General features: G+C 63.3%; 18 protein-coding genes and 1 tRNA gene. 5 read left to right on the top strand and 14 right to left on the bottom strand.

Annotation, left to right across the window (positions count from 1 at the left end; all coding sequences use genetic code 11):
* Positions 1–24 precede the first annotated feature (24 nt).
* The 11 genes from BSY17_RS16875 to BSY17_RS16830 form a co-directional block, all read right to left on the bottom strand.
* Positions 25–234, bottom strand: a complete 210-nt coding sequence (locus tag BSY17_RS16875; RefSeq protein WP_037475622.1) for a hypothetical protein — start codon at positions 232–234, stop codon at positions 25–27.
* A 67-nt stretch (positions 235–301) separates the two neighbouring features.
* Positions 302–475: a hypothetical protein gene (locus tag BSY17_RS21610; RefSeq protein ID WP_156106190.1), complete on the bottom strand. Its 174-nt coding sequence runs from the start codon at positions 473–475 to the stop codon at positions 302–304.
* A gap of 208 nt (positions 476–683) precedes the next feature.
* A complete protein-coding gene (gene uvrC, locus BSY17_RS16870) occupies positions 684–2,600 on the bottom strand; it encodes an excinuclease ABC subunit UvrC (protein WP_069067045.1) in 1,917 nt (638 codons plus the stop codon).
* A gap of 261 nt (positions 2,601–2,861) precedes the next feature.
* On the bottom strand, positions 2,862–3,476 hold the full coding sequence (locus BSY17_RS16865) for a F0F1 ATP synthase subunit B family protein (protein WP_069066328.1): 615 nt from the start codon (positions 3,474–3,476) through the stop codon (positions 2,862–2,864).
* Positions 3,469–3,963 carry a F0F1 ATP synthase subunit B family protein gene (locus BSY17_RS16860; RefSeq protein ID WP_069066327.1) on the bottom strand — a complete coding sequence of 165 codons (495 nt, stop codon included), beginning with the start codon at positions 3,961–3,963 and terminating at the stop codon, positions 3,469–3,471. Before BSY17_RS16860 ends, BSY17_RS16865 begins: the two co-directional genes overlap by 8 nt.
* A gap of 84 nt (positions 3,964–4,047) precedes the next feature.
* Positions 4,048–4,275, bottom strand: a complete 228-nt coding sequence (locus tag BSY17_RS16855) for a F0F1 ATP synthase subunit C (RefSeq protein WP_006961951.1) — start codon at positions 4,273–4,275, stop codon at positions 4,048–4,050.
* 53 nt (positions 4,276–4,328) lie between these two features.
* The gene (locus tag BSY17_RS16850) at positions 4,329–5,114 is read right to left on the bottom strand and encodes a F0F1 ATP synthase subunit A (RefSeq protein WP_037475631.1); all 786 of its coding nucleotides are present in this window, start codon (positions 5,112–5,114) and stop codon (positions 4,329–4,331) included.
* A 49-nt stretch (positions 5,115–5,163) separates the two neighbouring features.
* Positions 5,164–5,487, bottom strand: a complete 324-nt coding sequence (locus BSY17_RS16845) for an AtpZ/AtpI family protein (RefSeq protein WP_037475633.1) — start codon at positions 5,485–5,487, stop codon at positions 5,164–5,166.
* Positions 5,488–5,657: 170 nt separating this feature from the next.
* A complete protein-coding gene (locus BSY17_RS16840; RefSeq protein ID WP_069066326.1) occupies positions 5,658–6,059 on the bottom strand; it encodes a YdbL family protein in 402 nt (133 codons plus the stop codon).
* Positions 6,056–6,244, bottom strand: coding sequence for a YnbE family lipoprotein (locus BSY17_RS16835; protein WP_069066325.1), 189 nt, complete (start codon positions 6,242–6,244; stop codon positions 6,056–6,058). Before BSY17_RS16835 ends, BSY17_RS16840 begins: the two co-directional genes overlap by 4 nt.
* Complete coding sequence (locus BSY17_RS16830; protein WP_069066324.1) at positions 6,241–9,474, bottom strand: intermembrane phospholipid transport protein YdbH family protein; 3,234 nt, start codon at positions 9,472–9,474, stop codon at positions 6,241–6,243. Before BSY17_RS16830 ends, BSY17_RS16835 begins: the two co-directional genes overlap by 4 nt.
* A 110-nt stretch (positions 9,475–9,584) precedes the next feature.
* Between BSY17_RS16830 and radC the strand changes: the two genes are divergently transcribed.
* Positions 9,585–10,304: a JAB domain-containing protein gene (gene radC, locus BSY17_RS16825; RefSeq protein WP_443019452.1), complete on the top strand. Its 720-nt coding sequence runs from the start codon at positions 9,585–9,587 to the stop codon at positions 10,302–10,304.
* An 87-nt stretch (positions 10,305–10,391) separates the two neighbouring features.
* Positions 10,392–10,754: a hypothetical protein gene (locus BSY17_RS21360; protein ID WP_150125806.1), complete on the top strand. Its 363-nt coding sequence runs from the start codon at positions 10,392–10,394 to the stop codon at positions 10,752–10,754.
* Between the two features lie 478 nt (positions 10,755–11,232).
* On the opposite strand, the gene BSY17_RS16820 is transcribed toward BSY17_RS21360, so the two are convergent.
* Together BSY17_RS16820 and BSY17_RS16815 are read right to left on the bottom strand one after the other, a co-directional pair.
* Positions 11,233–12,708 (bottom strand): DEAD/DEAH box helicase, encoded by a 1,476-nt coding sequence (locus BSY17_RS16820; protein ID WP_069066323.1) that lies wholly within the window; start codon positions 12,706–12,708, stop codon positions 11,233–11,235.
* Positions 12,709–12,835: 127 nt separating this feature from the next.
* Positions 12,836–13,264, bottom strand: coding sequence for a hypothetical protein (locus tag BSY17_RS16815; RefSeq protein ID WP_037472844.1), 429 nt, complete (start codon positions 13,262–13,264; stop codon positions 12,836–12,838).
* Positions 13,265–13,341: 77 nt separating this feature from the next.
* Here BSY17_RS16815 and BSY17_RS16810 point away from each other — a divergent pair, with 77 nt between their 5' ends.
* The 3 genes from BSY17_RS16810 to BSY17_RS16800 all read left to right on the top strand — a co-directional run bounded on the left by BSY17_RS16810 (position 13,342) and on the right by BSY17_RS16800 (position 16,054).
* Complete coding sequence (locus BSY17_RS16810; protein ID WP_069066322.1) at positions 13,342–14,781, top strand: FAD-binding oxidoreductase; 1,440 nt, start codon at positions 13,342–13,344, stop codon at positions 14,779–14,781.
* Positions 14,782–14,891: 110 nt separating this feature from the next.
* Entirely contained in the window at positions 14,892–15,680 is a 789-nt protein-coding gene (locus BSY17_RS16805) for a SapC family protein (RefSeq protein WP_037477461.1), read from the top strand.
* A 299-nt stretch (positions 15,681–15,979) separates the two neighbouring features.
* Positions 15,980–16,054: transfer RNA gene (locus BSY17_RS16800), tRNA-Glu, on the top strand.
* 17 nt (positions 16,055–16,071) lie between these two features.
* Here BSY17_RS16800 and BSY17_RS16795 read toward each other — a convergent pair.
* Positions 16,072–19,026 carry an LpqB family beta-propeller domain-containing protein gene (locus BSY17_RS16795; protein ID WP_237236358.1) on the bottom strand — a complete coding sequence of 985 codons (2,955 nt, stop codon included), beginning with the start codon at positions 19,024–19,026 and terminating at the stop codon, positions 16,072–16,074.
* Positions 19,027–19,029 lie beyond the last annotated feature (3 nt).

Raw genomic sequence — 19,029 nt, 5'->3', positions numbered from 1 at the left:
GCATCCGCCCGCTATCCTGTCGGCTTACTTGGTCGAATATTGGCCCGGTTCGGCCTTGAAATTATCACGCGCATAGGCGCGGGCAGCCGATGCCGACTTGAAAATTTCGTCCTGCATCGTCGCGGTGACGATGGGATAGCCCTGCGAATTGAAGCGGGTGTCGCGGACGGTCAGGCGGAATGCGCCTTCTTCATTCTTGCTGATCAAAAATGGTTTGAGGGTTTCCCTGCTCATAATGTGCCTTTCAGTAGAGAGTGAAGATAGAAAGCCGGGCACCGCAAACGCGGTGCCCGGCACAGTGTCAGTCGACCATGTCGGCCACGATTTTCTTCAATTCGCGGTTGCTCAACAGGCCGGTCAACGGCGATGCGACGCGGTGGGTCGGCGAAAGGCGATCAAGCCCATGAGCAAGCGAAGAACGGGTAGAGGAAGGAAAAATAATAGTCATCGAATCCTGGACGGCCTTTGCCGCCATAAAATGAACATGCGGCGTGCAATAACGAACGCATGGCTAGAGTGTCGCCGGAGCGACCCATGAACTGAAGAGAAGCGAAGGCTTCGAGACAGACCTCGTCCACGCACAATGAGGGCCGGAGGAGGAAACATAGATCGTCATCAAAGGACGTCAGCCCAGTGCATGTAGCATAATGTACGAGAATTGCAACTGGCTGGCCTTTGCCGCCTCAGCCATGGAAATAGTCATAGACCTGCTGCGCCACCGCCGTGGACACGCCGGGCGCGCGCGCCAGATCTTCGAGCGCGGCGTCACGGACCGCGCGGGCGGTGCCGAAATGCATCAGCAGTGCCTTCTTGCGGGCCGGGCCGATACCCGGCACCTCGTCCAGCGAACTGACGGTGATCGCCTTGCTCCGCTTGGCGCGATGCGCGCCAATGGCGAAGCGATGCGCTTCGTCGCGCAACCGTTGCAGGTAGAAAAGAACGGGATGGTTGATCGGGAAGGTGACTTCGCGACCGTCCATCAGGTGGAAGACTTCGCGGCCGTCCCGGCCATGATGCGGCCCCTTGGCGAAGCCGATCATGGTCACGTCCTCTATCCCCATTTCTTCCAGCATCGTGCGCGCCGCCGATAGCTGCCCCTTACCGCCGTCGATCAGGACAAGATCAGGCCATTCGCCGCTGTCGCGATCCGGGTCTTCGCGTTGCGCTCGACCAAAGCGCCGTTCGAACATGTCGCGCATCATCGCGAAATCATCGTTCGAGATGACGGGGTCTTTCATGTTGAACTTGCGATAGGCGTTCTTGCGGAAGCCTTCCGGTCCCGCGACGACCATCGCGCCCAGCGCATGGGCGCCCTGAATATGGCTGTTATCGTATATCTCGATACGGTCGGGTATGCCCTCCAAGCCAAAGGCCTCGACCATGTCGTCCAGCACTTTGCCCTGGCTCGTGGTTTCCGCGAGGCGGCGGTCGAGCGCTTCGACCGCGTTGCGCTGCGCCTGTTTGATCAGGCGGGTGCGGTCGCCGCGCTGGGGGACTTCGATGCGGACCTTGCTGCCGATCCGTTCGGTCAAGGCCTGGGCGATCAGATCGCATTCGGCGGGCGCGCGGTCGGTCAGCACCAGCTTGGGCGGCGGCACTTCCTCGTAAAATTGCGCCATGAAACTGGCCAGCACTTCATCTTCGGCAACTTCCGCGGTGTGGACCGGGAAGAAGCTGCGATGCCCCCAATTCTGACCACCGCGAATGAAGAAGGCCTGGATGCACATCGCCCCGCCCTTTGCCGCCAGCGCGAAAATGTCGGCGTCGCCGAGCCCCTCGGCGTTGATCGCCTGGCTTCCCTGAATGAAGGTCAGCGCCTTTAGCCGGTCGCGGATGACGGCGGCCTGTTCGAAGTCCATCGCATCGGAAGCCGCCTGCATCGCGGTGCCGAGCTTCTTCTGAACGGCGGTCGACTTGCCACCCAAGAAATCCTGCGCGTCGCGGACCAGTTCGGCATAGCCGTCCGGGTCGATCCGATCGACGCAGGGGGCCGAGCAGCGCTTAATTTGATAGAGCAGACATGGCCGCGAGCGGTTGGCGAAGAAACTGTCGGTACAGGAGCGCAGTAGGAACAGCTTTTGCAGCGCATTGATCGTGCGCGTGACTGATCCTGCGCTGGCAAAGGGACCATAATAGCGACCCTGCGCCTTGCGCGCGCCGCGATGTTTCTGGACGCGGGGAAAGGCATGATCTTCCCGCAATAGGATGAAGGGGAAACTTTTGTCGTCGCGCAGCAGGACGTTGTAGGGCGGTCGGTAGCGCTTGATCAGTTGCGCTTCGAGCAGGAGGGCTTCCGCCTCGCTGTTGGTGGTGACGATGGTCATGGACCGGGTCTGCGCGACCATCCGCTGGAGCCGCCGGGGCAGGCGATCGACCTGGGTATAGTTGGCGACGCGATTCTTGAGCGCGCGAGCCTTGCCGACATAGAGCACATCGCCGCGCGCATCGTGCATCCGATAGACACCGGGCCGCGTCGGCAGCGTCTTGAGCGTGGTGCGGATCGCCTCAACGCCCTGATCGAGATCGGGCGCGCCGGACCCGCGCACCGTGTAGCTGGCCTTGTCTTCGTTGAAACGGTCGGGTGATTGGGGTTGCGACATGGGGATGAAATAGCGTGCGCGGCCGGGATCGCAATGGGCCATGAGATAGGAAGCCCCGCGCTTAGCTTCGCATATTTCCCGCAGAATCGGACATTTTATGTCCCAATCCTGATCCTATCGAAAAGGAGGCTGGATCGTGCGGTGGTATGGTTATGGCACGGAAGTGGGCGTGTAGGACAGCGCTGTTCTACCCCGCCGGGCTGCAACGCAAAAGGGCCAGGGTTGCCCCCGGCCCTTTTATGTTTCGGTGATCAGAACCGATCAGTTGATCGTACCAAGCCCCGTGATTGCACGATCGACCAGCGCTTTATCCGCCTGTGCATCATGACCCTGGGCGATCAGAACCGCGGCGGCGGTGGTTGCGGCATTGACGGCCTTGGCGCGGATGGCGACGATGGCGGCACGTTCGGCGGCACCGATCTTGTCCTCGGCCATTTTCTGGCGGCGGACGATCAGCGCATCGGCGTTAACCTTGGCATCAGCGATCAGCCCTTCGGCTTCATGTTCGGCGGCCTTGCGCATGGCATCAGCTTCACCGGCCGCAGCGGCCAGCTTGGCTTCATATTCGCCCTTGAGCGCTTCGGCTTCGGCGCGCAGCCGGGTCGCTTCGGCAAGCTGTTCCTTGATCTGCGCGATCCGGCCGTCCAGCACGCTGCCGATCAGGGCGGGCACCTTCTTGAACAGCAGGATGGCGATGAACGCCGCCATGGCGAGGCTCACCCAGGCAGTGGCATCCATGCCGACCGCTTCCGGGTCGGTGTGGGGCACCACGCCTTCATGCGCGACGGTGCCGACCGGCTCCATGCCTTCGGCATGGATCGCCTGGTCGAGCGTGGGGGGGGTGCCCCCTTGATGCTGTGCTGCTGCCTCAGCCATGGGCCAGTGCCGCCTTTACTGCGTTGCGGGCTGCATCGTCCGACGCTTCCACGCCGGAAATGCGAGCCACCATGTCGCGCGCTGCTTCGGCGGCGACGGTTTCGATTTCTGCCAAGGCTGCGGTGGAGGCAGCCTGGATGCGGGCTTCGGCAGCCGCGATCTTCGTGGCGACCTCCGCATCGGCGGCGGCAAGTTTGATTTCGGAAGCCTTGGCGGCTTCGCTCTTCGCCTTGGCCAGCATCGCCTGCGCGGCGGTGCGGCTTTCCGCGTCACGGACACGATAGTCCGCTTCGGCTTCGTCGGCACGGGCAAAGGCAGCCTTTGCCGCGTCCAGATCACCACTGATCTTCGCGTCGCGCGCGTCTGCCGTCCCCTGCACCTTGGGCACCATGCCGAGGCCGATGACGAAGAACACGAAGCCGAAGGTCAGCAGCAGCCAGAAAATCTGGCTGGAGTAGGTTTCGGCAATTTGCGCGATTTGAGGCATTTTTTCCGTCCGATCAGGGCGCGGTCAATAGTGCGGGACGAGCGTGGCGGCGTGAAGGCCATCCCGCCCGTCCCGTAAGGCGTGTCAGGCCACGAACACCAGGATCATGGCGATAACGAACGCCAGCAGACCCAGAAGTTCCGCCGCGGCGAAACCGATGAACAGACGACCCTGCTGGCCATCAGCGGCACCCGGATTGCGCAGCGCGCCTTCGAGGAACGCGCTGAACACGTTGCCCACACCGAGGGCAGCGATGCCCGCACCGATGGCGGCCAGGCCAGCACCGAGCAGCTTTGCGGCTTCTGCGTCCATGTCGTAAACTCCTTCGTTAGAATATAGTGATTGTTGACGAAACTAGATGAAACTCAGTGCAGGTTCTCGGCATCGTTGAGATAGACCGAGGTCAGCAGCGCGAACACATAAGCCTGGATGACCGCGACCAGCATCTCCAGCGCGCTGATGCCGATCATCAGGATGAAGCTGGCCGTGCCGACCGTCAGGCCGAGAGCGGGCGACGCGTTTGCGCTGTTGATGACGAACCCGGCAAGCACCTTCAGCAGAACGTGGCCAGCGGTCATCGCGACGAACAGTCGCAGGCCCAGGCTGAACGGACGCACCATGAAGGACACGAGTTCGATAAGGAAGAGCGGCGCCACCATCAGCGCGGGCGTGCCGTGCGGAATGAAGAGCGAGAAGAAGTGGAAGCCATGCTTCGCGAAGCCGACGATCAGGACAATCGAGAAGCTCATGATCGCCAGGACGCCGGTTGCGGTGAAATGGCTGGTGAAGGTGAAGGGGTGAAGCCCGACCAGACCCAGCGGCAGCAGACCCAGAAGGTTTGCCAGCAGGATGAACATGAACAGCGAAAAGACGTAAGGGATATACTTCTTGCCGCCCTCACCCACATTCGCGATCAGCAGATTCTTGATGAAGCCGGTCATATATTCGACCGCCATCTGCCAACGACCCGGCACCAGCTCGCGCTTCATGCCGCCGATCACGAAGATCCACAGCACGACGGCGGCCAGCACCATATAGAGCGCGCTGTTGGTGAAGGCGATGTTGAAACCGCCGAGCGACAGCTGATCCGTACCGAACAAGGGTTCGATCGCAAACTGGTGCATCGGATCGATTTTGCCGGATTCTGCCACGCTGGACCCCTGTAACGTCTTTACCGTCGGACTAAGAAGAAAGCGTCCCTTATTGCGGGGGACGCTTTATCGTCGTCAATCTGATGATGTTCCTGAACGCCGCCACGATCCCAAGACCGAGGAAAACGAGCAGGAGCCATGGGGATGTGCCGAAAAGCCGGTCAAGAACCCAGCCGATCAACGCACCGCCGACAAGACCGCCGATCAGTTCCGCAAGAACCCTGTTGCCGAGGCGAGACCCATCGTCCGCCGCTTGCTCAGTAGCCCCCTGCCTGACCTTTTCGACAGATTCAGCCCGTGCGATCCGCTCCTCCAACGAAGCGATCCGCGCGTCTTCCCCTGCCGGGTCCTGTCCGGGTGTCTCCGCAACCATGTTCATCCTCCACCGGGGGTTGACCCCTTATGGCAGGCGGCATGGCGCTTGCGGCTGCACCCGTCAAGGCGCGGTCCGTTTAGAAAGGGGATGGCGGATAGTCAACCATGGTTCGGGCAGAGAATGAAGCCTTGGACGAAGGAAGGAGAAAAGTCCGCCAGAGCGGGATTTCAGCCCGCCGTCGCGCAATAGGAAGGCAGCGCGATCGCGCCTGCGCCCTTGGTCTGCCACGCGCCCGCGCCGATGCGATAGGCCTGGCCGGTCTTGACCCGGCTGCTGAGCGTCTGGCAGCCCGTGGCGGCGGCGACATCCTGCACCGTGACACCGCGCTGGCTGGCCAACTGGGTGTAAGCCGCGCGCCGCTTGATGTTGATCGATTCGACTTCGGCGCGCACATCGGCGTTGACCGAGCCGGCGATGCCGAGATAACCATCGGCCTGCTCGCCCACGGTTCCGGCCGCCATGGCCGACGCGACGGCACCCGTCTGCGCACGGGCGGGCGCCGTCATGGCGAAGCCCGTGGCCAGCGCAACGGCAGCGCCTGCGGCGATTATGAGCATCTTGCGTGTCATTGCGGGAACAACTCCGGGTTATTCTGGATCAGATCCTGGGCATCGCGTTGCAAGCGCACCACGACTTCCTGCTGCACCTTGACGTTCAGATTGATCTCGATCGGCTTGTCGGGAGCCTTCACCTGGATGCAGCCCCCCAGCGCCGATGCGGCCAACCCGGCCATGATGATCGTGTGTTTCTTCATTTCGGCTCCCCGTTTGCCATCTTGTCGCTGTCCACAGGCTGAACCGCAAGCCCTTCCGCCGCTTGCGCCCGCATCTTTTCCTGTGCCTGGCGGCCGATCTCGTCGCGGATCGTCTGGGTCGGGTCGATGACCGACTGCGCCGTGCTCATCAGCCCGCGGAATGGCGCGGAGATGCGGACGTTGAACAGGAAGGGCAGGCCGACGAAATTGCGTGCCAAGCCCGCCGGCGCGCCGCCCAGTTGCCCACGATTGACGCCGTTGAACACGACATTCGTGACCATTTCACCATCGAGCGCGCCATCCATCAGGATTGTCAGACATTTATATTGGAGATTCTTGAGCGCGTCGAAGGCGATGCGGCCCATCACGCCCAATTGCTCGTTCGATACCGGGCCGACATAGGACAGGACGCCGGACTGTCGCGCGGGGTCGCAGGGAATGGAGGGCAGCACGCCTTCGGGCATGAGCAGCGGTGCCATCCCCTCCTGCCGCGCGACCAGCACGCCGCCCGCGACGCGACCGCCCTGGGCATTGAAGATCAGCGGCATGATGCCGTCGAACGTGCCCGTGGCGGAGACATTGTCCAGTTCCATCGCCTGGATGAACGCGCCTGCGTCGAGGCCGATGACGCGGAAGGTCATGTAGCGATCGACGTCGGCGCTGAAATCCATGGTGGTGGGGAGCAGCACGAGTTGGCCGCCGGAAAAGGGCCAGCCGCCGCCCTCGATCCGCACCTTCTGCCCCGCTTCCAGCCGATAGCGGACGATGCCGTCGCGCACTTCTATGCCCGGATTGACGGACTGGATTCGCGCTTCCTGACCGGGTGCGGAGACGAGATTGATGAGGTCGGTGAAGCGCAGTTCGCCGCTTAGCCCCTCGACCGGGCCGAAAGCAGCGGCGAGGCTGGCATTGTCGGTGCGGAAGGTGCCGGTGGACGTCACGTCGGCGCCGGTCCAGTCGATGCGGCCCTGCCCGTTCACCTTGGCCTTCACATTCGCGACCACGCCGAGCGCCAGCGGCGTCACATCTTCGGGTTGAAGATCGGGACCGAAGGCGAGGTCAGGGACAGTCAGGTCGGCATGGCCTTTGCCATTGGTCAGATTATGGACAATGTCGGTGCGGGCGACGGTCGCGCCATTGCGTGTCGCGGTGAGCGTGCCGGTGGCGGTGATCCGGCTGTTCTGCATCGTGAACGTGAAATCCGGCACGGCGAGCGGGATGAAGCGGGCGGGAACCTGCGAATCGCGCACGGTCATGGCGGCGCGGAAGGCGAGCGCGCCGTTGTCGAAGCGCCAGTCGCCATTGCCCTGTTCCAGGATCAACGGGATGGTGCCGATGCGGCCGCCTGCGCCGCTGGCCTTGCCGCCAAAGCCCTTGGCGGTCATGCGGCCGTCCAGGTTGGCGGCGGTGAGATGAACCGGCGCGTCCTGCGGGCCAATCGACAGGTCGGCATTGGCCAGGGTGAAGCCGGTCTGGCCGAGCGCGATGCGGGCATGGTCGGCAGTGAGCCGCATGGGGCTGTCGCCGCTTGTGCCGGAGAGGGCGAGTTTGCGGATGTCCGCTCCGCCGCTGATGCCGCCCGCTCCCATCGCGAATAATGCGCCGCCGTCGAGCGGGCACAGCGTCTGGCGGGTCTGGCCGATGGTGAAACTGCCATAGCGGGCCTCGGTGACCGAGAGGGGGACGCAGCGCGGATTGATGCGCAATGCGCCATTGGCGGCGAGTTGTCCCTCGATCGGCAGCGTCAGGCCGCGCAGATGGCCGTCGGGCAGCGGACCATCGAGCCGGAGCGAGGTGGCGAAGCGAGTCGTGCCATCGGACGCAGCGGTGAAACGGACGCGATCGAGCGTCAGGCGCGCATTGTCCGACGCATAGGGATCGATGAACAGATCGCCGCCGAAACCGCCGCCGGGTCGGCGCACCAGGCGCAGCGCGGCCTGGGGCAAGCCGCCGCCCCGCGTCGTGATCGCGCCGTCAAGCGCCCAATCGAGTGCTGCCCGCCCCTGCCCCGGCCAGCCCAGCGTCACCCGGCCATCGGGCGAGAGCGCTGCTTGCGCGCCGCTGCGGGCGGCGAGGCGGCTGTTGGTAAGGACGAGGCTACCCTTGGCGCTGCGTTGCACGAGCGCGAAATTCGTGCGGAGTTGGTTATTGTCCCCTGCCCGCACCATGGCGTCGGCAAAGCGCGCCGCGAGCGGGGCGACCGGGGTGCCCGCCGTCGATTCGCGGAAAGCGGCGAGCGATTCGCGCGACGCGAGGCGGATGTTCCGGCCCGACAGATCGCCCTGCATCGTCGCTTCATCGCTCTTGAACGTCCAGACGCCATTGAGCGCGGCCTGCTCGATCAAACTACCACCACCTGCCAGCGTGGCCGCGTTGATGCGGGCGCGGCCTTGCGACCCGGCCTTGCTGCCGTCGAAATCGATGCGGCCTGCCGGGCTGGCGAGAACGAGGCCGTTGGACTTGAGCGCTTCGCCCGACAGGTCGAGATGGCCGGTCCAGCGTTCGAACGCCTTGCCGAGCGTCAAGTCGATGACGGCGACGGGTTGGGCGATAGCGGTGGCAGCCTCGCGGCAGGCGAACGCGGCCGCGCGGATGGGGCCGGTCAGATGGGGCTGACCCTGGCGCATGGCGATATCGAGCAGCGCGCTGCCATCGGTCATCGCGCACCCCGCCATGGTCCCGCGCGGCATGACGGCGGCGACCTTCCCGTCGAAACCGGATTGCAACCCGCCATCGCCGTCGATCCGCAGGCCGACCTGGCCCGCGTCGGTATCCAGCCGTAGCCGGGCGTCGGCGAGCGACAGGAGGATGTCGGGCAGGCTGAAGGGCGCGGTCGAACTGGGATCGCTGAACTTGTCCATCTCGCCAAGGTTCAGCACCCCGCCCTTGTAACTGCCATGGAGGCGCACGCCCCCTGCCCGCACAGCCGCCACTTCGGGCGTGACGCCAGTGAAGGCGATATCGACTTCGACCCAGTCGGCGGTCAAATCGGGTTTGGCCGGGTCGCCCAGCACGATAGCCTCGATCCGCTGGGTGCGCAGGCCGACATCGACCAGGTCGTAATTGGCCCGCACGCCGCGCCGGTTGAGTTCACGGCTGACGAAATTTTCAGCGATCGGCGCGCGCTGCGTCCACAGCCCGACCAGCACCAGCGCAAGCGTGCCCGTGCCGACACCCAGCCAGCGTAGCCAACCCCGGCGAATCGCCTCTTCGCCGTCCTGTTCTTCCATGCTTATGGCCAACCCCGGCTTTCGTGCGACACTCTATGGTCCGTGACGGGACCAGAACGTCCGACCCGTCCTAAATATCCTTGCCCCGCGATTCCGCAACGCATAGCGTCATGGTCGGTAGCAAGGGGGCGAGCTTGGCCGAGCAGGACGCAAAAGTCACGCATGACGGCGCAGGCCACCGGGCAAGGCTGCGCCAGAAGCTGGCGGAGACGGGCGGCGACGCGCTGCACGATCATGAACTGATCGAATATCTGCTGGCGTTGGCGATTCCCCGGCGCGACACCAAGCCGCTGGCCAAGGCGTTGCTGCGCGAATTTGGCGGGATCGGCGGGCTGATGGCAGCGGACTGGCATGCGATTGCGCGGGTGCCGGGCATGGGCGACACCAGCGTCGCCGCGATCAAGATCGTGCAGGCGAGCGCACTGCGGATGCTCCGCAACGAGGTCGCGGCGCGGCCGGTGCTGGCGAGTTGGCAGGCATTGCTCGACTATCTGCGCGCCGACATGGCGCATCTGGGGGTGGAACGCGTGCGCGTGCTGCATCTCAACACCCGCAACATGCTGATCCGTGATGAGAATATGGGCGATGGGTCCATAGACCAGGCCGCCATCTATGTCCGCGAGGTTATACGGCGCGCCATCGACCTGGGGTCGGCGGCGCTGATCCTGGTCCACAACCATCCCAGTGGTTCGCCTGAACCCAGTCGTCAGGACATAGAGGTGACGCGGCAGATCATCGAGGCGGGCAAACGGCTGAATATCGCCGTGCATGACCATATCATCGTCGGCGCGCAGGGGCATGTGAGTATGCGGGCTAAGGGGTTGTTGTAGGGGGGGGCTGGGTGAGAAGCGGTCAGTCGGCTTTACATTTTTTCTTACGCTAAGCAGACATTAGGGGTGTTGATGTAAGGCAGCCATATGGCATTTTTAGCGAACAACAAAGCGAGACAGACAGTTGACTCTCAACGTCATCTTGAACTGGTTCCCGCTGGCAGTTCGTCGGAAGGCGATCGATATTTTGAAATAAGAGGTGAACGGATCGCAGGACGCTTCGCTGCATACATTGCCACCCCAACGGCTAACGATGCGTTGAGACAAGCATGCGATTTTATCTGGATCGTTAACTCGGTTTCCTGTCCTCCGGAACAACGTTCCACCTTTAAGGAGGTTATAGTTGAGGCATTGCTCGCCTACAAATTCGCCCATGGCTATCCACAGGATCAGAGTGCTGGTGTGATGTTTGCGGATGACCCAAATGCGGCCACTCATCGGCATCCGTGATTTAGCCCGTTCTGCCTATAACTGGTCGGTGTCAATCATCCTCCCCTAGCAGGGGAGGTGGCAGGGCGTAGCCCTGACGGAGGGGTGTCATGCTATCGATAGGGTGACACCCCTCCACCGGCTGCGCCGGTCCCCCTCCCCTTACAGGGGAGGATTTTACGGGAATGATGGTCGGTTGGTTACGGGCTGCATCCGTCGCCCCTACCGCTTGCGAGCGTTGGGTCGGTCATGCCCCCGGCATGACCTGAACAGTCCGGGGGACTGTTCACCCGACGCTGGGCAGCGAGACTTAATGACCCCGGCCTTGTGCCGGGGGAATTTAGTCGCAGCGGGGTGGGCCAGCGCAGCCGTTGCGCTGGCCCACCCCCTAACCCCCTCCCGCCTGCGGGAGGGGGGAATGAGGTTGGCTTATGGTTTGCCCCCATCGTGCTGGGCTTGCACGTTGGCGGACAGACTCAAAGCCCGTCGATACCCAAATTCAGGCGTCGAAGCCGAAGTTCAGGAATTCGGGAACCGGGCCGTTCCAGCCATCGTCGGGACCGTCATCGGCCATTTCGTTGCGGCGGCCACGGTTTGGCTGCGGCGCGCGCGGGGCGGCGGCGGGGCGGTCTCTTGGCTCTTCGCGGGGACGTTCGGTGCGGGGTGGGCGGGCTTCGCGGATCGGTTCAGCGGCAGGCTCCGCCGTGACCGGCGCTTCTTCGCGAGGCGGTGTGGCTTGCGCCTGCGGTTCCTTGGCACGGGCGGGCTTGTCGGCTGCGGGCTTTGCCGCGCGGGGCTTGCGGCCCCTCGGCGCACGCGAAGGGGCGGCTTCTTCGGTGGATTCAACCGTTGCAATAACTTCGGCTGCGCCAACGACTTCGATCTTGGTACCGATCAGCTTCTGGATATTGTCGATCGCTTCGGCGTCCGCTTCGGTGACGAAGGTGTAGGCGACGCCCGATGCGCCCGCGCGGCCGGTGCGGCCGATGCGGTGGACATAATCGTCCGGATGCCAGGGTGCGTCATAGTTGAACACATGGCTGACGCCCTTGATGTCCAGCCCGCGCGCCGCGACGTCGGATGCAACGAGGATGTTGACGGTGCCCGCGCGGAAGCGTTCCAGTTCGGCGATGCGCGATCCCTGGTCGATGTCGCCATGGATTTCGCCCGACTTGAAGCCGTCGCGTTGCAGGCTCTTGTTCAGATCCCGCACCGTGGTCTTGCGGTTGCAGAAGATGACCGCGCTGGTGACGTCAGCCTCCGCCAGCATCTTGGCGAGGACGGTCCGCTTCTTGCGTGCATCGACCTTTACCAACCGCTGGGTGATGTTGATCGAGGCGCTGGCTGGCCGCGCGACTTCGATCGACTTGGGGTTGGACAGGAATTTGTCGGCCAGCTTCTTGATCACCAGCGGCATCGTCGCGGAAAACAGCAAGGTCTGGCGCTGCGCGGGCAGCTTGGTGCAGATTTCCTCGATATCCGGGATGAAACCCATGTCGAGCATCCGGTCGGCTTCGTCGATGACCAGCAGCGAGCAGCCGTTGAGCATGATCTTGCCGCGACCGAACAGGTCCATCAGGCGCCCCGGCGTCGCGATCAGCACGTCCACGCCCTTTTCGAGCGCCGCGAGCTGGTCGCCCATCGACACGCCACCGATCAGCAGGGCCATCGAGAGCTTGTGATATTTGCCGTATTTCTCGAAATTCTCCGCCACCTGGGCGGCGAGTTCACGGGTCGGCTCCAGGATGAGCGAGCGCGGCATCCGCGCGCGGCTGCGGCCATGGGCGAGAATGTCGATCATCGGCAGCACGAAGCTGGCCGTCTTGCCCGTTCCCGTCTGCGCAATGCCGATGATGTCGCGCATCATCAGGACGGAAGGAATTGCCTGCGCCTGAATGGGGGTGGGCGTGTCGTAACCGGATTCGGTTACGGCCCTGAGCAATTCGTCGGAAAGGCCGAGATCGGCAAAAGTCATTCAATGGTCCGGGAACAGGAGGTTGCCCCATCCTGCCAGTCCGCACGATGGAAAATCGGCCGCGCATTGCGGAAATATCGGCCACTTGTCAAGAAAATCCCGTAATTCGGGGCCTTGGGGATCGCGATCAGTCGTCGGCGGCGACGAGGCGGCGGAAACTGTCGATCGCACAGCTCATGCCGCTGCGCGCCTGCAATTCGTCGCGTCCCGAACAGAGCGATCCGTCCGCATCCGGCTCGACATAGAAGCCCGAATAAAAGCCCGCCGAATCGCACCCCTTTTCCAGCCGGGCGCGGTAGCGATGCTGATCGGCGAGGATGAGATCCACGCCATTGCGCACGATGATGCTAGCGGCGCGAATCGAGCGGAGCGCGACGCAGCGTGGCCCTTTCTTTTCGTCCCAATCATCGGCGGCATCGGGTGTGATGCGCACAGGCGCCTTGCCCTTGCGGACCATGGGCACGCGCATGATGACGCGCCGCTCGATCGTCAATTGCGCCCATTGCACGGGCTGCGCGCCTGGCGCGGCAAGCAGTAGCAGGATGGAATGAAACAAAGCGGACCCCTTATGGGAATGGCACGCTATCGACGAGTGGTTGAACCGTCGATGAATTTGCGCGCATAGACGGTCCCATGATTGGACAGGACATCATTGCGCGCTTCGCCGCGCTGCTTGGGCCGAAGGGCGTCGTCACCGACCCGGACGACATCGCGCCATGGACGAGCGACTGGCGCGGGCGTTATCATGGCACGGCGGCTGCGATCCTGGCGCCTGCGTCGACGCAGGAGGTGGCGGCGACGGTCGCGCTGGCCGCCGAACTGGGCGTCGCGTTGGTGCCACAGGGGGGCAATACGTCGATGGTCGGGGGTGCGACGCCGCCCGCCGACGGATCGGCGCTGATCCTGTCCCTGCGCCGGATGAACGCGATCCGCAGCCTGTCGGCCGACGATAATCTGGCGGTGTGCGAGGCGGGCGTGATCCTGAGCGTGCTGCATGACGCGGCGGAGGATGTGGGTCGGCGCTTTCCGCTGAGCCTCGGCGCGAAGGGATCGGCGACGATCGGCGGACTGGTGTCCACCAATGCGGGCGGAACCCAGGTGCTGCGGCATGGCACGATGCGCGCGCTGGTGGAGGGGGTGGAGGTGGTGCTGCCCGATGGGAGTATCTTCGACGGGCTGGATGCGCTGAAGAAAGACAATCGCGGCTATGACATCAAGCAATTGCTGATCGGCGCGGAAGGGACGCTGGGCATCGTCACGGCGGCGGCGTTGCGACTGGTCCCCGCCATTGCCGCCCGCGCCGTCGGCTGGGTTGGCGTCGCTTCCCCCGCCGATGCGCTGGCGCTGCTGCGGCTGGTCGAGGCGCAATTGGGTGATAGCGTGGAGGGGTTCGAGGTCATCGCCGACGAAACGCTGGGCTTCGTTTTGGGGCACATCCCCGGCACGCGCAGCCCGATCGAGACGCGCACACCTTGGCATGTGCTGATCGAGGTGGATCATGCCGACCTGAACGACCCCAGCCCGGCCGAGCGGCTGGAACAGGCGCTGACCGATGCGTTCGAGCGGGAGCTGGCGATCGACGCGGCCATCGCTGCGAATGAGGCGCAGGCCGATGCTTTCTGGCGCATCCGCGAATCCCTGTCGGAATCGGAAAAGGCGCAGGGGCCAGCGCTGCAATATGACATTAGCGTGCCGGTCGCGCGGATGCCGGCCTTCATGATCGACGCGGCGCAGGCGGCGCAGGCGCGCTTCCCCGGCACGACCGCCTCCTCCTTCGGGCATCTGGGCGATGGCAATGTCCATTTTCATGTCCGCGCGCCAAAGGGCACCAGCGACGGTCCGGCGTGGATCGCGGCGCAGGGTCAGGCGATCAACGCCTTCGTCCATGATGCGGTGGTAGCAGCGGGCGGATCGATTTCGGCCGAGCATGGCATCGGCCAGATGAAGCGCGCGGAACTCGGACGACTGGCCAGTCCCGCGCGGATCGGCGCGTTGCGCGCGATCAAGACGGCGTTCGACCCCAAGGGCATCATGAACCCCGGCAAGCTGATACCCTTGCCCGAAGAAGCCTGACCGCGACAAAGCGATTGCACGGCGTCGCCAAGGTGATTATCGCCCTGCCCCAATCATCGGACCTGCGGCGTGCCTGAAAAACCGCTGCCTGCAAGAATGGATATTTGATCATGGCCAGCGCGCCCGCGAACAATCTGCCGATCTTCTACAACGACCTGCTGCCGCTCAGCAGCGTAGACCATGTCGATTTTCATAGCCGCACGGTCGACGCCGCCCCCTTCCTGGTCAGCCAGCATGCCGTGCCGTTGACGATCGACGAATTCGTGTCGGCCCAGCGCTTCGTGCCGATCATCTTTTCGTCGGGCGCCGATTCGGTGCCGCTGGCGCTGATGGGCCTTAACGAAGGCGTGAACGTCTTTGTCGATGACGAAGGCAAGCTGCGCGGCCCGGCCTATGTCCCCGCCTATGTCCGTCGCTATCCCTGGATGCTGGCCAAGCTGCGTCCCGATAGCGAGGAATTGTCGCTGTGCTTCGACCCGACCAGCTCGGCGATCGGCGCGTTCGAGGAAGGCACCGCGCTGTTCCAGGACGGCAAGCCCAGCGAACTGACCCAGGGCGTTCTGAAATTCTGCGAGGATTTCGAACAGGCCGCCGCGCGCACCAGCCAGTTCGTGCGCGAATTGCAGGACATGGACCTGCTGATGGATGGCGAAGTGTCGATCCAGACGCCGGTCAACGAACAGCCCTTCGTCTATCGCGGCTTCCGCATGATCAACGAGGAAAAGCTGCGCGACATGCGCGGCGACCAGCTGCGCAAGATCAACCAGAACGGCATGCTGCCGCTGATCTACGCCCATCTCTTCTCGCTGCAGTTGATGCGTGAGATTTTCGAAACGCAGGTCTCGCAGGGCAAGGGGCCGATCGCCCTTCCCGCCGCACCGCAGCCTGCCGAAGCCTGAACCAGCTATTAACCCGAAACGGTTCAAATAATTGATAGAAAGGGCGTTGCTTCCCCCCTTGTATGGCGAAGCATCCTGCCCTATCTATAAATCATGCGGTGCACCTGCCCCCCTTTCGGGTGTATCGTATGGGCGCCTCCCCCTTTGGAGGCGTCTCCTCCCTGAACCTTGGCCACCCCATGCTCTGCATGGGGTGGTTTTTTATGTGGCTCGGTTGGCGGTGGGACGCTGTTTCGCTTGACGCGATTACGCCGTCTTCCTAAAGCGCGCCTCTGCCGACCGCCTGAGCGCGGTCGCATGGCCCCTTCGTCTAGCGGTTAGGACGCGGCCCTCTCACGGCTGAAGCACGAGTTCGATTCTCGTAGGGGTCACCAATTCTTTCGGGCCACCTTCATGGGTTGGGCTTCACCAGATCATCGACATGGTGGACGACTCCATTGGCGATCACGCTGCGCACCTTGAAGCTGTTGGCGATATTTTCGCGCGGATCGCCGTCCACCAGCGCGATGTCGGCGAGCTTCCCGGCTTCGAGGGTTCCGGCATCGAGGTTGAGCGCCTTGGCCGCATTGACGGTCGCCGTCTGCAGCGCCTGGAATGGCGTCAGGCCCGCATCCACATAAGACGCAATCTCCGCATGGAGATTGGTCGCGATCATCGTGTCGGTTCCCGCGACGACTTGCGCACCTGCATCATATATTTTCTTCAGGCTGATCAGCCCGCCGGTCAGCAGTGGCCGAACCATCCGTGCCATGGGATCATTGTCGCCCGTCACGCTTTCCCGCGCCCAACTGGGATAGAGGTTCACACGCGGATCGTTTCGATAGTCGGGGTTCTTTTCCAGATAACCGGTCAGAGCGCCGAAATTTGTTGGCGTGAGCGTCCGACCGCTTCGGCCGAACAACTGGATTACATCATCATAGGCCATGCCACCCGGCCCTTGTTTGGGTGAATAGCCCCGGCGACTGGTGGCGCCCATATGTTCGGTGCCATCGACCCCGCTATAGGCGGCCGGGAAGATTTCATGGCCCGACACAGGAATGCCCATATCATGCGCCGCTTCGACGATGCGCCGCTGATAGAGGTCGGGCATGCGCACATAGCTTTTGACGATGTCATATTTGAGCAAACGCGCGCGTTCGAGTTCGCGTTCGAGATGCGCTGGCCCGGAAACGGCCACCCCCATCTTGTAATAGACACGCTGCCATTCGAGCAGCGGCCCGCCAACATAAAGGCGCGGGCTGGGGCGCACGCCTGCCTCTGCCGCTTCCCGATCCTCGACCGCGTCATAGACTTGCGTGCCGGGATCGCGCACCGTGGTGATCCCATAGGCGAGCCACGCTTTTTCGAGATTGGAGCCGAAATCCTTTTGGACATGGGAATGATATTCGATGAGACCGGGCATGGCGGTCAGGCCCGTGCCGTCAACGAACGTACCTCCCGCATGCAGCGCCGGATCATGGTCGCGGATCTGGGCGATGCGATTGCCGTCAATGATGATGTCCTTCTCATGCTGGGTCGCATCGGTGACGGAGTCGATCAGATGGCTGACATGGACGACGGTGCGGCCAGTCGGCTTGGCCAGGCGATAATTCAGGTCGATCGGTACGTCGGTCGTGACGCCGGTCGCCAGGTCGATCGTCTTCAGAGCGTCGTTGGATTGATAAAGGACTATATTCGAATTTGCCGTCCAGGTCGGATAGAAGGCCGTGTCGTTCGTCTGGCTGCGCACCGGCCCCAATGGCTTGCCCGCCTTGTCCACGGGCCAGACCTTGAGCAGCCCTTCATAGACGCCTGCCATCTTCGTGCCGTCGGGCGACCAGGCGGGGCCGCTGCCGCTGCGCGTGTCGAGCGACATATTGGCCTGGGGTATCTGCCAGAAGGGTTCGCCCTTGCCATCGGCCGGTATTACATAGACCTGGTTGGTGCCTTCGCGGAAGCTATTGGAAAATTTGTAGGACAGGCTGATCGCCACATATTTGCCGTCCGATGACCAAGTGGGACTGCCGGGCTGCCCAAGCGACGTTTGCAGCCGCGTGATCTTGCCTGTGGCGACATCCACCACGCAGACACCCGCCACGCCCCAACGGCCATCGACATCGATGAAGGCGACGCGCGTGCCATCGGGGGACCAGGCCGCACCGAGCGGCTGCGTGTCGAGTTTGGTCAGTTGTCGATCCGTGCCCGTTTTCAGATCCTTGATCCACAATTGCGGCAGACCACCGACACGATCCGAACTGAACACAATGCTCTGCCCGTCGGGCGACCAGGCGGGATCGGCGTCGAGCGCGGCATCCTTGGTCAGGTTTTCCGGCACCCCGCCCTTGGACGAGACGACATACAGATCGCCCAGCGCAACGAAGGCGATGCGACTGCCATCGGGGGAGATACGCGGATGCACGATGCCCAGCGCCTTGCGCGGCGCGGTCGAATCCCAATCGCGCTTGGCCCGCTTATAACTGGGTTTCACGACCTCCAGCGTGGCGGCGAAGTCGATCGTTGAGGTCGCCTTTGCCCCGCCCCGGCGGATCTTGCCGTCCGACACGTAGAAATAGCCGCCTGCCTGATCCCAGCTTATGCGGAAAGGAAAGACATTTTCCTTGCCACTGACGATCTTGCCGTCGATTGCCAGATGGCTGCCCGTGTCGTCCTGCACGACATAAGCCAGTTGCCCCGATGGCCCGAATGACGGCGCTTCGGCCCTTCCTTCGGCCTGTTTCAACAGGCTTTCCTGCCCCGTCGCGAGATCGACGACATAGATGGCGCTCGCCATCCCCTGCCCGCCGGAATAAGCGATCCGCGCGCCATCGGGTGACCAGGTCGGCAACCGGTCCTCGCGCGCGTTGCTGCTGACCTGCTTGATCGCGCCGGTTGCGATGTCGAGCGTCCAGATGTCGTAATTGCCGCTACGATCCGACGAAAAGGCGAGCGTCTTGCCGTCCGGCGAAAAGACCGGCTCGCGATCATCGAACGTGCCTTCGGTCAGCTTGTGCATGTCGCTGCCGTCGGGCTTGATGCTCCACAGGTCATAGCCACCATCGCGATAGGCGAAGTAGACAAGCCGCTCCCCATCGGGCGACCAAACCGGCTGACGCGCGTCATTGAAATAGTCGGTGATCCGCCTTGCCTTCCCGCCTTTGACCGGGATGATCCACAGACTGCCCTGCAGATCGACCGCCAGCCACTTGCCGTTCGGCGAAACGGACACGGCCATCGACGTCCCTTCATGCACGTCGAAGGCGATCGGTGTCTCGCCACCGGGCGGGGGCAGATTGGCAGGTTGGGCGATGGCCGGATTGGCAGTGCTGGCCATCAGGGCGATAACGAAGGGTGTGAGCCGTATGTTCATGAT

This window comes from Sphingobium sp. RAC03 (assembly GCF_001713415.1).
Classification (GTDB): domain Bacteria; phylum Pseudomonadota; class Alphaproteobacteria; order Sphingomonadales; family Sphingomonadaceae; genus Sphingobium.
Note: the sequence above shows the minus strand (reverse complement) of the source record. Positions and strands in the feature narration are given on the sequence as shown.

What these genes read in the sequence shown, in the direction of transcription:
- BSY17_RS16845 (WP_037475633.1), bottom strand. Translation starts at nt 5,487, where the DNA reads ATGGTTGCGGAGACACCCGGACAGGACCCGGCAGGGGAAGACGCGCGG.
- BSY17_RS16860 (WP_069066327.1), bottom strand. Translation starts at nt 3,963, where the DNA reads ATGCCTCAAATCGCGCAAATTGCCGAAACCTACTCCAGCCAGATTTTC.
- BSY17_RS16840 (WP_069066326.1), bottom strand. Translation starts at nt 6,059, where the DNA reads ATGACACGCAAGATGCTCATAATCGCCGCAGGCGCTGCCGTTGCGCTG.
- BSY17_RS16835 (WP_069066325.1), bottom strand. Translation starts at nt 6,244, where the DNA reads ATGAAGAAACACACGATCATCATGGCCGGGTTGGCCGCATCGGCGCTG.
- BSY17_RS16820 (WP_069066323.1), bottom strand. Translation starts at nt 12,708, where the DNA reads ATGACTTTTGCCGATCTCGGCCTTTCCGACGAATTGCTCAGGGCCGTA.
- BSY17_RS16810 (WP_069066322.1), top strand. Translation starts at nt 13,342, where the DNA reads ATGATTGGACAGGACATCATTGCGCGCTTCGCCGCGCTGCTTGGGCCG.
- BSY17_RS21610 (WP_156106190.1), bottom strand. Translation starts at nt 475, where the DNA reads ATGGCGGCAAAGGCCGTCCAGGATTCGATGACTATTATTTTTCCTTCC.
- BSY17_RS16865 (WP_069066328.1), bottom strand. Translation starts at nt 3,476, where the DNA reads ATGGCTGAGGCAGCAGCACAGCATCAAGGGGGCACCCCCCCCACGCTC.
- BSY17_RS16855 (WP_006961951.1), bottom strand. Translation starts at nt 4,275, where the DNA reads ATGGACGCAGAAGCCGCAAAGCTGCTCGGTGCTGGCCTGGCCGCCATC.
- BSY17_RS16795 (WP_237236358.1), bottom strand. Translation starts at nt 19,026, where the DNA reads ATGAACATACGGCTCACACCCTTCGTTATCGCCCTGATGGCCAGCACT.
- BSY17_RS21360 (WP_150125806.1), top strand. Translation starts at nt 10,392, where the DNA reads ATGGCATTTTTAGCGAACAACAAAGCGAGACAGACAGTTGACTCTCAA.
- BSY17_RS16805 (WP_037477461.1), top strand. Translation starts at nt 14,892, where the DNA reads ATGGCCAGCGCGCCCGCGAACAATCTGCCGATCTTCTACAACGACCTG.
- BSY17_RS16875 (WP_037475622.1), bottom strand. Translation starts at nt 234, where the DNA reads ATGAGCAGGGAAACCCTCAAACCATTTTTGATCAGCAAGAATGAAGAA.
- BSY17_RS16830 (WP_069066324.1), bottom strand. Translation starts at nt 9,474, where the DNA reads ATGGAAGAACAGGACGGCGAAGAGGCGATTCGCCGGGGTTGGCTACGC.
- uvrC (WP_069067045.1), bottom strand. Translation starts at nt 2,600, where the DNA reads ATGTCGCAACCCCAATCACCCGACCGTTTCAACGAAGACAAGGCCAGC.
- radC (WP_443019452.1), top strand. Translation starts at nt 9,585, where the DNA reads ATGGTCGGTAGCAAGGGGGCGAGCTTGGCCGAGCAGGACGCAAAAGTC.